Below are 12,096 nucleotides of genomic sequence, written 5' to 3' on the forward strand. Positions count from 1 at the left end.
AGACGAGGACCGGCACAGCCACCATGAGCAGCGAAGCCACCGCCGACCCCACCACCGACGCCGCCCGGGCCAGGGCGCGCGAGGAGGTCCTGCGCCGCCTGCGCTCGCGCGGCGGGAACGGCCAGGACATCCCGTGCGTGCCCCGCGACCGCCCGGCCGCGCTGTCCTTCGCCCAGCAGCGGCTGTGGGTCCTGGAGCAGATGGCTCCCGGCCGCACCGACTACAACTCCGCCCTGGTGCTGCGGCTCACCGGGGACCTCGACGCCGGGGCGCTGCGGCGCTCCCTGACCGCGCTCGTGCACCGGCACGAGTCCCTGCGCACGACCTTCACCGAGGTGGACGGCGAGGGGCGCCAGGTCATCGGCGCCCCCCGCGAGGTGGACCTGCCGGTGACCGCCGCCGGGAGCCGCGAGGAGGCAGCCGAACTGGCGGCCCGCGAGTACGCCCTGCCCTTCGACCTGGAGCGCGGCCCCCTGATGCGGGCCCGGCTGCTGGCCGAGGGGCCCGGAGTCCACATGCTGGTGCTGTGCCTGCACCACATCGTCACCGACGGCTGGTCCCTGGACCTGCTGCGCACCGAACTGGACACCCTCTACCGCGCCGCCACCGCCGACCCCGGGCGCACGCCGGACTCCCTGGCCGGGGAGCTGGGCGCGCCGCCCCTCCAGTACGCCGACTACGCCGCGTGGCAGCGCACGCGCCTGGACGGTCCCGCCCTGGACCGCTCCCTGGAGCACTGGCGCCGCAGGCTCGCCGACCCGCCCGTGCTCGAACTGCCCACCGACCGGCCGCGCCCGGCCGTGCGCGAGGGGACGGGCGACACCCTGCCCTTCGCGCTGCCCGCACCGCTGACGGAGCGCCTCGAACGCCTGGCCGCCGACCACGACACCCACCTGTCCACGGTGCTGCTGGCCGCGGCCCAGGTGACCGCGGCCCGCTGGAGCCGCAACCCCGACGTGGTGCTGGGCACCGTCGCCTCCGGCCGCGAGGACCGGCGGCTGCACGCGACGGCGGGCTTCTTCGTCAACACCCTGGCCGTGCGCCAGCACGTGGACGAGGAGCTGTCCTTCGGCGCGCTGCTGGACCGGACGCGCGCCGGGTTCCTCGCCGACCTCGACCACGGTGAGGTCCCCTTCGACACGGTCGTGGACGCCGTCCTGACCGAACGCGACCCCGCCGTGCCGCCGCTGGTGCAGGCCGCCGTGGTCTTCCAGAGCGCCCAGGGGCCCGAGGCGGGACTGGGCGGCCTGGAGGCCGAGCCCGTGCCGGTGCGGCGCGGCCAGTCGGTCTTCGATCTGACCCTGGAGTTCCGCCCCGGGCCCGGCGGCGTCGCCGGTTCGGCCGAGTTCGACACCGCGCTGTTCGACCGCGCCACCGTGGAGCGCCTGGTCCGGGACCTGGTGCGGGTGCTGGAGAACGCCGAGGACCCCCGGCCGCTGCGCGCCGTGGCGCTGGTCGGCCCCGAGCGGACCCGGGAGCTGGAGCGCTCCTGGACCGGGAAGCCCGGACCCCGGCCGCGCAGCCTGCCCGAACTGTTCGCCGAGCAGGCGCGCCTGCGCCCCGACGACCCCGCACTCGTCGGCGCGGACCGCACCGTCTCCTTCGCCGAGGCCGACGACCGGGCCGCGCGCCTGGCCCGGCGGCTGCGCGAACTCGGCGTGGCGCGGGGCGACCGCGTCGGCGTGTGCGTGGAGCGCGGACCGGCCCAGGCCGAGGCCCTGCTGGGCGTGGTGTACGCGGGGGCGGTCTACGTCCCCCTGGACCCGGAGTACCCCAAGGAGCGGCTGGCCGCGATCCTCGACGACGCCGAGCCGCGCGCGGTGGTCGCCGACAGCGCGGGCGCCCGCCGCCTGCCCGGAAGCGGCCCGCTGGTGGACGCGGCCGATCCCGACCTGGCCCGCGCGGAGCCGCTGCGCGAACGCGTCCTCCCCGAGGACCCCGCCTACCTCATCTACACCTCCGGCTCCACCGGAAGGCCCAAGGGCGTCCTGGTGGCGCACCGCGGCCTGGCCGCCCTGGCCGCCTTCCAGGGCGAGCGCATGAGCGTGCGCCCCGGCTCGCGCATGCTCCAGTTCGCCTCCCCCAGCTTCGACGCGGCCATCGCCGAACTGGTGGTGGCGCTGCTCAACGGCGCGGCCGCCGTGCTGCTGCCGCGCCCCTCCCTGGCGGGCGAGGGCCTGCCCCGCGCCCTGCGCGAGCACCGCGTCACCCACGTGACCCTGCCGCCCGCGCTGCTGCCCGGCCTGTCCCCCGACGAACTGGGCCCGGTGGAGCACCTGCTCCTGGCGGGCGAGGCCAGCCCCGGCGAGCAGATCGCCCGCTTCCGCGCCGACCGGGCCGTGTACAACGGCTACGGCCCCACCGAGTCCACCGTGTGCACCACCCTCAGCGCGCCGCTGTCGGACGGCGGCAGTCCTCCCCTGGGCGACCCCGCGACGGGCACCCGCGTACGGGTCCTGGACCGCTGGCTGCGCCCGGTGCCCGACGGCGTCCCCGGCGAGCTCTACATCAGCGGCGACGGGCTGGCGCACGGCTACCTCAACCTGCCCGGCACCACCGCCGCGCGCTTCGTCGCCGACCCGGACGGCGGGGGCGGGCGCATGTACCGCTCCGGCGACCTGGTCCGCCGCGTCGGCGGGCGGCTGGAGTTCCTCGGCCGCACCGACGACCAGGTCAAGATCCGCGGCCACCGCGTGGAGCCGGGCGAGGTCGAGCACGCCCTCACCCGCCTGCCCGGGGTCGGGCGGGCCGTGGTCGTGGTCGACGGCACCGGCGCCTCGCGCCGCCTGGTCGCCTACGCCGTCCCCTCCCCCGGGCACGCCCCGACCCCCGCCGACCTGGAACGGGCCGCCCGCGTACTCCCCGCCTACATGGTCCCGGCGGCCTTCGTCGTACTGGACCGCGTCCCGGTCACCGCCAACGGCAAGACCGACCGGCGCGCCCTGCCCGCCGTGGACTGGGCCGCGCGCTCCGGCGCCGGGCACACGGCCCCGCGCAACCGCGCGGAGCGGGAGCTGGCCCGGGTCTGGTGCTCCCTGCTGGGCCTGGAGCGCGTCGGCGTGCACGACGACTTCTTCCGCGTGGGCGGCGACTCCGTCACCGGCGTGCGCGTGCTCGCCCGCGCCGCCGAGCCGCTCGGTTTCCGGCCCCCGCTGCGCGCGCTGTTCGAGCGGCCGACCATCGCGGCGCTGGCCGAGCTCTACGACGGCTCCGGCGACCGCCGCGACGCGCCCGCGCGGACGGAGCACGAGGGCCCGGCGCCCCTGTCCTCCGCCCAGCGCCGCATGTGGTTCCTTGACCAGTACTCGCCCGGCGGGTCCGGGTACAACTCCGGCGGCGCGCTGCGCCTGTCCGGCGAGCTGGACACCGCGGCGCTGGAGCGGGCCCTGCACGCCCTGTCCGCGCGCCACGAGGCGCTGCGCACGGTCTTCCCCTCCCGGGACGGCACGCCGCACCAGGTCGTGCTCCCCGATTCCGGCCTGCCCGTGGAGACGGTCGAGCTGGACCGCCTGCCCGTGGAGGGGGCCGGGCTGAACGGCCCGTCCGGCGCCGGACGCGAGGAGCGGCTGGACGCGCTGCTGGAGGAGTTCGCCGCGCGCCCCTTCGACTTGGCCCGGGGGCCCCTGACCCGGGTCCTGCTGGTGCGCGTAGACGAGGGCGACCACGTCCTCTCCATCACCATGCACCACATCGTCACCGACGCCTGGTCGATGTCGGTGCTCGTCGGGGAGCTGGGCGCGCTCTACGAGGCCGCCCGCGAACGGCCCGGCGCACCCGCCGACGCGCTGCCCGGCGCCGCGGGCCTGGAGCCGGTGGGCCTGCGCGCCACCGACGTGGCCGTGTGGCAGGAGGAGCGGGCCCGCTCGGGCGCCTTCGAGGAGCACCTGCGGTACTGGCGCGACCAGCTCGCCGGGGTGGAACCCCTGGCGATGCCGACCGACCGGCCCCGGCCCGCCCGGCGGCGCGGCCTCGGCGCCGCGCGCGCCTTCGAGGTCCCCGCGCGGGTGCGCGAGGGCGTCCGCGCGCTGGAGTCCGAACACGGCCTGACCCTGTTCATGGTGCTGGCCGCCGCCACCGCCGTGACGCTGTCGCGCCACAGCGGCCAGCGCGACCTCGTACTGGGCACGGTGACCTCCGGGCGCGACGACGCGGCCCTGGAGAACACGGTCGGGTTCTTCGTCGACACCGTGGCCCTGCGGCTGCGGCTGGACCCCGACGCGAGCGCGGCCTCGCTGCTCGCCGACGTGCGCGAGACCGTCCTGGCCGCGTTCGAGCACGGCGAGGTGCCCTTCGACAGCGTCGTGGACGCGACCGGGCAGGAACGCGACCCCTCCCGTCCCACCCTGGTCCAGGCGCTGGTCACCCTGCGCAACACGCCGGGCGCCCCCTGGCGGGTCAGCGGGCTCGACGCGCGCCCGCACGACGTCGCCCACCGGCACACCCAGTTCGACCTGACGGTGGAGTTCGCGGAGGAGGACGGGCGGCTGCTGGGCGCGGTGGAGTACGACACCGACCTGTTCGACGCCCGCACCGCCGACCGGATCGCCCACCACCTGACCGCCGTCCTCGACCTGATCTCGCGCGCGCCCGGGGCGCCCGTGCGCTCCCTGGCCCCCGCGCCCGCCCCGGAGGAGGCCGGGGCCCTGCGGTCCTGGGGCACGGGCGCGCCCGGCCACCCCCCGGCCTCGGTGCCCGGCCTGTTCGGCGAGCGGGCCCGCGAGAACCCCGACCACCCGGCCCTGTCCGGCCCCGGCGTCGCGGTGACCTACGCCGAACTGGACCGCGCCTCGGCCGCCCTGGCGGTGCGGCTGCGCTCGCTGGGGGTGGGGCCCGAGACTCCCGTTCCCCTGCTGCTGGAGCGGGGGCCGCACGTGGTCACCGCGATGCTCGCGGTGCTGCGCGCCGGGGGCGCCTACGTCCCCGTGCACGCCGACGACCCGGCCGAACGCGTCCGCCTGCTGGTCGCCGAGACGGGGGCGCCCTGCGTGCTCACCGACGCCGCCTCCGCCGACCGGGTGCCGCCGACCTGCACGGCGGTGCTGGTCGACGCCGCCGACACCGCACCGGCCGCGGAGGCCGGGGCGCGGGGGCTGGACGGCTCCCACCCCGACCAACTCGCCTACGTCATGTACACCTCCGGTTCCAGCGGCACGCCCAAGGGCGTGGCGGTGACCCACGCCGACGTGGTGCGCCTGGCCGCGGACCGCCGCTGGTCCGGCGGGCACGCCCGGCGCACGCTCTTCCACTCCTCGCACGCCTTCGACGCCGCCACCTACGAGATCTGGGCGGCGCTGCTGACCGGCGGCACCGTCGTGGTGGCCCCGCCGGGGCGGCTGGACGCGGACGGCTTCGCCGCCCTGGTGTCGGAGCACCGGGTCAGCGCCACCTTCGTCACCGCGGCGCTGTTCAACCTCTACGCCGCGCAGGACCCCTCCTGCTTCACCGGGATGGAGCAGGTCATCACCGGGGGCGAGGCGGCCAGCCCGCACGCGGTGGAGCGGGTGCGCCGCGCCTGCCCGGACACGACCGTGGCCAACGGCTACGGGCCCACCGAGACCACCACCTTCGCCGCCCACCACGCGCTGCCCCGGGAGGGCGCAACGCCCGAACCGGTGCCGATCGGCCGCCCCCTGGACGGCACCCGGCTGCACGTGCTGGACGAGCGGCTGCGGCCGGTCCCGGTGAGCGCCATCGGCGAGCTGTACGTGGGCGGCCGGGCCACCCGCGGCTACCACGGCCGCCCCGGGCTGACCGCCGAACGCTACGTGGCCGACCCCTTCGGCGACGGCGGGAGGCTCTACCGCACCGGCGACCTCGTGCGCTGGAACAACTCCGGCGAGCTGGAGTACACCGGCCGCGCCGACTCCCAGGTCAAACTGCGGGGCTTTCGCATCGAACCCGGGGAGGTGGAGGCGGCCCTGCTGCGCCTGCCCGACGTGGCACAGGCCACCGTCCAGGTGCACCGCTCCGCCTCGGGCGCGCGCGGCCTGGTCGCCTACGCGGTCCGCGCTCCGGGAGCGGACGCGGACCTGCCGGACGTGCGCGAGCGGCTGCGCCGGACCCTGCCCGACTACATGGTCCCGGGCGCCGTGGTGTTCCTGGACGCCATCCCCCTCAACGCCAACGGCAAGGTGGACCGGGCCGCCCTGCCCGAACCCGCCGAGTCCGGGGAGCGCACCGCCCCGGACGCGGCCCCGCGCGGCGACGCCGAGCGGGCGCTCGCCGGCATCTGGGCGGAGCTGCTGCGGGTCGCGGAGGTGGGCCGCCACGACAACTTCTTCTCGTTGGGCGGCGACTCGATCCTGAGCATCCAGATGGTCTCGCGGGTGCGCGAGGCCGGATGGAACATCACCACGCGCGACGCCTTCCTGCACCAGACGGTCGCCGACCTGGCCGCCGCGGCCGAGCGGGGCGGGGCCGCGGACGGCCCCGCCGGGCGGGTGCCGGTCACCGGGACCGTCCCGCCCACCCCGGTGGAGCGCTGGTTCCTGCGCACCCGCACGCGCCGCCCCGAGCACTTCGACATGTCGCTGCTGTTCGAGGCGACCGAGGGCACCGACCCCCGGCTGTGGGCGCGGGCCGCCGACAGCCTGCCCGCCCACCACGACATGCTGCGGCTGCGGGTCACCGGCACTGCGGACGGCCCGCGCGGGCACCTGGACGCCGACGCGGCGCCCGGCGCCCGGGTGGTGCGCGTGGACGGCGGCGACGACGAGCTGGAGCGAGCGGTGGAGCGCGAGGCCCTGCGCGAGCGCCCCGCCAAGCGGCTCGCGGAGGGGCCCCTGTTCGAGGCGGTGGTGTTCGACCGGGGCGGGCGCCGGGCGCCGCGGGTGCTGTTGTCGGCGCACCACCTGGTGGTCGACGCCGTGTCCTGGCGGGTGCTGCTGGAGGACCTGGCCACCGCCTACGGGCAGCTGGAGCGCGGGGAGGCGGTGGACCCGGGCGCGCCCACCACCCCCTTCCCCGAGTGGGCGCGCCGCCTCGGAGAGCACACCGCCCGGGGGGCCTTCGACGGGGACGCCGGGTACTGGGCCGACCTCGCGTCCCGGGCCGCGGACGCCCGCCTGCCGGTCGAACTGGACTCGGGCCCCAACGACGTGGCCTCCCAGCGGATCGTCACGGCCGCCCTGTCGGCGGAGGAGACCGAGGCGCTGCTGCGCCGGGTGCCCGGCACGCTGCGCAGCAGCATCGACGACGTGCTGCTCGGCGCGCTGGGCCGGGTGCTGACCGACTGGAGCGGCGACCCCCGCCTGCTGGTGGCCAAGGAGGGCCACGGCCGCGAGGACCTGTTCGACGACGTGGACCTGTCCCGCACGGTGGGCTGGTTCACCGCCATCCACCCGGTGCTGCTGGAGGTCCCCCCGGGCACCGGCACGGCCGAGGCGGTGGCCGCCGCCCGGGCCCAGCGGCGGGCCGCGCCGGAGGCGATCGGGTTCGGGGCGCTGCGCGAGCTGGGCGGCGACCGGGTTCCGGCCCCGCTGGCCGCGATGCCCGAACCCCAGGTGGCCTTCAACTACCTGGGGCGGTTCGGCGACCAGGACGGCGGGCCGGTGGGGCGCCTGCTGCCCCTGCCGCCGTGCGACCACGCCCCGCAGGAGGAGCGCACCGGCCTGCTCGACGTGACCGGCGGCGTCACCGGTGGACGGCTGGAGTTCTCCTGGACCTACTCGGCCAACCGGCACCGCCCCGAGACGGTGCGGGCCCTGGCCGACGAGTACGCCGAACGGCTGCGCGGCCTCGTGCGCGAGGCCGGGCGCGGGCGGGCCCGGAACCGCCGGGCGCGCTGACCGTGCCGCGCGAACGGCGCGCGGCACCCACGACAAGGAGACGGAACGACGTGAGCAACCCCTTCGACGACGAGGACGCCCGCTTCCTCGTGCTGGTCAACGACGAGGGCCAGCACTCCCTGTGGCCCGCCTTCGCCGAGGTGCCCCGGGGCTGGCGGGTGGCGCAGGGCGAGACCTCCCGGGCCGAGGCCCTGGAGTACGTGGAGCGCGAGTGGACCGATCTGCGCCCGGCGAGCCTGATCGCCGCGCAGGAGGGCTGAACGCGCCGGGGCGCGCGGGTCCGGCGCGCCCCGGCGCCCCCACGCGCCCTCAGGCGTCGCCGTTGTCGCGCAGCATGCGCAGCACCGCCTCCTCCGCCCCGCCCTGGGTGGCGAGTTCGCCCGCGGGCGCCTCGCCGCCCAGTTCGGGCAGGGAGGCGGCGATGGTCACGCCCCGCTCGTGCAGCCGGAAGACGCGCGGGTCGATGTAGGAGTCCCGGGCCACCGCCTCGGTGTTGCCCAGGTAGTCGGCCACCTCGCGGACCACGTGCGTCCGCAACCGGGCCAGGGCCCTGTCGTCCTCGGGCGGCACGGCCACCGCGACCCCGACCGCGGCCAGGACCGTCGCGTGCCAGGTGCGGAACTCCTTGACCGTGTGCTCCTCCCCGGCGACCTCGCGCAGGTAGGAGTTGAGGTCGTCGGTGTTCACGTCGTGCCAGCCGTCGCCGACGCGGTAGGCGAACAGGTCCTGCCCCGGCGAGCGGACGCGCTGGAGGCCGGAGACCACCCGGCAGATCTCGGGTTCGGCGCACTCGACGCGCTGGTCCTGACCGGACTTGCCGGGGAACTCGAACACCACCGTGCCGCGGCTGCGGTGGACGTGCTCGCGCAGCAGGCTCGCGACCCCGTAGGAGTCGTTGCGGGCGGCGTAGGCGTCGCCCCCGGCCCGCAGGAAGCCGAGGTCGATCAGGCGGACGGCCGCGGCCAGGACGCGCTCGCGCCGCAGGCCCCGGCGGGACAGGTGCTCGGCCAGCGTGCCGCGGATCTTCGGGAGCAGCTCGGCGAAGTCGAGCATCCGGTCGTACTTGGCCTCCTCGCTCCGGCGCCGCCACTCGGCGTGGTAGAGGTACTGGCGGCGGCCCGCGTCGTCGGTGCCGCACGCCTGGATGTGGCCCTCGGGCGAGGGGCAGATCCACACGTCGTGCCAGCCCGGGGGCACGACGAGTTCCTTGATGCGCCGGATCCGGTCGGGGTCGGTGACCGTTTTGCCGTCCGGGCCGTGGTAGCTGTAGCCGCGACCGCGACGGCGCCTGGTGATCCCCGGCTCGGCCGGGTCGCTGCGCCGCAGGCTCATACCGGGGCCTCCTCACGGACGACCGTCCGCGTTCCCCGGACCGTTCGCCCGGTCAGGACGGGTCCCGGCCGGGCGGGCGCTCCGGGCTCTCGGGCACCGCCCGCGCGTCGGCCGCGTCGGCTGCGGCGTCCTCGCGGCCCTCGGGCCCGGGCTCCCGGTGCGCCTCGTCGCCTCCCTCGGCCGAGTGCAGGCGGTCCTTCAGCAGCTCCAGCACCCGCATCCGGCCGGAGTGGCTCTCCTCGTAGGCGATCAGCTCGCGCACCCGCTCCGCGGGGAGGGAGCGGACGCGTTCGTCCAGGTCCCGGAGCGAGAGGTCCTCGTAGTCGGGTACAGGAGGAGTCGCCATGCCGCCCACCCGCTTCCTCTGCGATGGCCACGTGCAGCAGCACAGCTACCCGCGGGGCCGGAGCGGAAAACGAAGCGGACCCGCCCCGCTCCGCGTGCGCGGAGCCGGACGGGTCCGAAGCGGGGCGCTGCTACCCCTTCGCGGCGGAGCGGCGGCGGGCCACCTCGTAGAGGGACACCCCGGCGGCCACGGAGGCGTTCAACGACTCCGCGTTGCCGATCGGGATGCTCGCGACCACGTCGCAGGCCTCGCGTACCAGGCGGGACAGGCCCTTGCCCTCGGAGCCGATCACGATGACCAGCGGGCCGGTGGCCAGTTCCAGGTCCGGGATGGGGGTGTCGCCGCCGGCGTCGAGGCCGACCACGAACACGCCCTCCTTCTTGTAACCCTCCAGCGCGCGGGTCAGGTTGGTGGCCTGGGCCACGGGCAGCCGGGCGAGGGTGCCCGCGGAGGTCTTCCAGGCGGTGAGGTTGACCCCGGCCGAGCGGCGCTCGGGGATGAGCAGGCCGTGCGCGTTGAACGCGGCGGCCGAACGCGCGATGGCGCCGAGGTTGTGCGGGTCGGTCACCCCGTCCAGGGCCACGATCAGCGCCGGGGTGTCGGACTCCAGCGCCGCGTCCAGCAGGGCCTCGGGCGCGCGGTACTGGTAGGGGCGCACCTGGAGCGCGAGCCCCTGGTGGGCCGCGCCGGGCTGGCCGTTGCTCTCGCAGCGGCGGTCCAGCTCGGTCTTGGTGACCTCCAGCACGTCCAGGCCGCGCTCACCGGCGATCCGGGCCGCCTCGTTGACGCGCTCGTCCGGGTCGAGGCTGTTGGCCAGGAACAGGCGGGTGGCGGGCATACCGGCGCGCAGCGCCTCCACCACCGGGTTGCGCCCCACCAGCAGGTCGGAGGCGTCCGCACGGCGGCGCTCCCCCTGCTGCTGGCCCCGGGCCTGGCCCGCGGAATCGGGGCGGCGGGCGGCCTTGGCCCGCTGCTTGCCGTCGTACCAGTGCCGCTGCTCGGCGGGCAGGGTGCCGCTCTTGCCCTCCAGCGAGCGGCGGCCCTTGCCTCCGCTGCCCTTGGTCGGGCCCTTCTTGCTCTTCTTCGCCGGCATGGTCGCCGCCTCCCCGTCAGTGTCGCGGGCATGCCGGAGGCGCGTCGCATCCGGCTGGTGGAATGTGGCCTGCCAACGTGAACGCGGCGGCAAACTCCCAGACTAACGCCGCCGCGCCACCGCCCGGGCCGCCTCAGTCGCGGCGCAGGTCCCAGCGCGGGCCCTCGGGGGTGTCCTCGACCACGACGCCCGCCCCGGCGAGCTGGTCGCGGATCGCGTCGGCCGCCGCGTAGTCCTTGCGGCCGCGCGCGGCCTGGCGCTGCTCCAGGGCGACCGCCACCAGGGCGTCCACGACCTCGCGCAGCCCCTGGTCCCCGCCGGTGGCCCACTGCTCCCCGAGCGGGTCCAGGCCCAGGACGCCGAGCATGGTGCGCAGCTCACCGGCGATCTCGGCGGCCTGCTCCTTGCCGCCCGCCGCCAGCGCCGTGTTGCCCTCGCGGACGTGGCCGTGCACGACGGCGAGGGCCTGGGAGACCCCGAGGTCGTCGTTGAGCGCGGACGCGAACTCCGCGGGCACGTCCGCGGCCGGGACGACCTCGCCCAGCACCTCGGCGGCGCGGGTGAGGAAGCCCTCGATGCGCTGGTAGGCGGTGGCCGCCTCCTGGAGGGCGGCGTCGGAGTAGTCGATGACCGAGCGGTAGTGCACCTGGCCCAGGTAGTACCGCAGCTCGACCGGGCGCACCTTGCGCACCATCTGCGGGATGAGCAGGGAGTTGCCCAGCGACTTGCTCATCTTCTCGCCGCCGACGACGAGGAGCCCGTTGTGCAGCCAGTACTGGGCGAAGCCGTCCCCGGCCGCGCGGGACTGGGCGAGCTCGTTCTCGTGGTGCGGGAAGACCAGGTCCAGGCCGCCGCCGTGGATGTCGAAGCTGGGGCCCAGGTACTTGGTGGCCATGGCCGAGCACTCCAGGTGCCAGCCGGGGCGTCCGCGCCCCCACGGGGTGTGCCAGCTGGGCTCGCCCGGCTTGGCGCCCTTCCACAGGGCGAAGTCGCGGGGGTCGCGCTTGTCGCGGTCCGCGTCGCAGTCGGCCGACTCCACGACCTGGTCCAGGCGCTGGTTGGACAGGCCCCCGTAGGGCGGGTAGGAGCGCACGTCGAAGTAGACGTCGCCGGAACCGTCGGAGGCGGCGTAGGCGTGGCCCGCGTCGATGAGGCGGTGCATGAGGTCGACCATCTCGGGCACGTGCCCGGTGGCCCGCGGCTCCACGGTGGGCGGCAGGCAGCCCAGGATCTCGTACGCGTGCGTGAACGCGCGCTGGTTGCGCTCGCTGACCTGCCACCACGGCACGCCCTCGTCCGACGCGACCCGGATGATCTTGTCGTCGATGTCGGTGACGTTGCGGCAGAAGGTGACGTCGTACCCCAGGTGCGTCAGCCAGCGACGCAGGATGTCGAAGTTCACCCCGGAGCGGATGTGCCCGATGTGCGGAGGTGCCTGCACCGTGGCACCACACAGGTACAGGGAGGCGGCCCCCTCGCGCAGCGGGACGAACTCGCGGACCTGTCGGGCACTGGTGTCATAGAAGCGCAGACTCACG

The 12,096-nt window shown here is 76.3% G+C and carries 6 protein-coding genes; 2 read left to right on the plus strand and 4 right to left on the minus strand.

All coding sequences use genetic code 11. The features are described from left to right. Window positions 1-23: 23 nt before the first annotated feature. Both PV789_RS26585 and PV789_RS26590 read left to right on the plus strand, forming a co-directional pair. Window positions 24-7,787 (plus strand): non-ribosomal peptide synthetase, encoded by a 7,764-nt coding sequence (locus PV789_RS26585; RefSeq protein WP_274975077.1) that lies wholly within the window; start codon window positions 24-26, stop codon window positions 7,785-7,787. Between the two features lie 50 nt (window positions 7,788-7,837). Beyond that, window positions 7,838-8,047 carry an MbtH family protein gene (locus PV789_RS26590; RefSeq protein WP_013155306.1) on the plus strand — a complete coding sequence of 70 codons (210 nt, stop codon included), beginning with the start codon at window positions 7,838-7,840 and terminating at the stop codon, window positions 8,045-8,047. Between the two features lie 49 nt (window positions 8,048-8,096). On the opposite strand, the gene PV789_RS26595 is transcribed toward PV789_RS26590, so the two are convergent. From PV789_RS26595 to cysS, 4 genes are all read right to left on the minus strand, one after another. Then, complete coding sequence (locus PV789_RS26595; protein ID WP_274975078.1) at window positions 8,097-9,119, minus strand: DNA topoisomerase IB; 1,023 nt, start codon at window positions 9,117-9,119, stop codon at window positions 8,097-8,099. A gap of 52 nt (window positions 9,120-9,171) precedes the next feature. Next, window positions 9,172-9,465 (minus strand): DUF8129 domain-containing protein, encoded by a 294-nt coding sequence (locus PV789_RS26600; RefSeq protein WP_274975079.1) that lies wholly within the window; start codon window positions 9,463-9,465, stop codon window positions 9,172-9,174. 130 nt (window positions 9,466-9,595) lie between these two features. Beyond that, window positions 9,596-10,558 (minus strand): 23S rRNA (guanosine(2251)-2'-O)-methyltransferase RlmB, encoded by a 963-nt coding sequence (gene rlmB / locus PV789_RS26605; protein ID WP_274975080.1) that lies wholly within the window; start codon window positions 10,556-10,558, stop codon window positions 9,596-9,598. A gap of 133 nt (window positions 10,559-10,691) precedes the next feature. Continuing rightward, the gene (gene cysS / locus PV789_RS26610) at window positions 10,692-12,095 is read right to left on the minus strand and encodes a cysteine--tRNA ligase (RefSeq protein WP_274975081.1); all 1,404 of its coding nucleotides are present in this window, start codon (window positions 12,093-12,095) and stop codon (window positions 10,692-10,694) included. Between the last annotated feature and the right edge of the window lies 1 nt (window position 12,096).

Source organism: Nocardiopsis camelliae, assembly GCF_028993595.1.
Lineage (GTDB): Bacteria > Actinomycetota > Actinomycetes > Streptosporangiales > Streptosporangiaceae > Nocardiopsis > Nocardiopsis dassonvillei.

Bases quoted from the DNA above. Each gene is read 5' to 3' on its own strand.
- PV789_RS26585 (WP_274975077.1), top strand. From the start codon at position 24: ATGAGCAGCGAAGCCACCGCCGACCCCACCACCGACGCCGCCCGGGCC.
- PV789_RS26595 (WP_274975078.1), bottom strand. From the start codon at position 9,119: ATGAGCCTGCGGCGCAGCGACCCGGCCGAGCCGGGGATCACCAGGCGC.
- PV789_RS26600 (WP_274975079.1), bottom strand. From the start codon at position 9,465: ATGGCGACTCCTCCTGTACCCGACTACGAGGACCTCTCGCTCCGGGAC.
- rlmB (WP_274975080.1), bottom strand. From the start codon at position 10,558: ATGCCGGCGAAGAAGAGCAAGAAGGGCCCGACCAAGGGCAGCGGAGGC.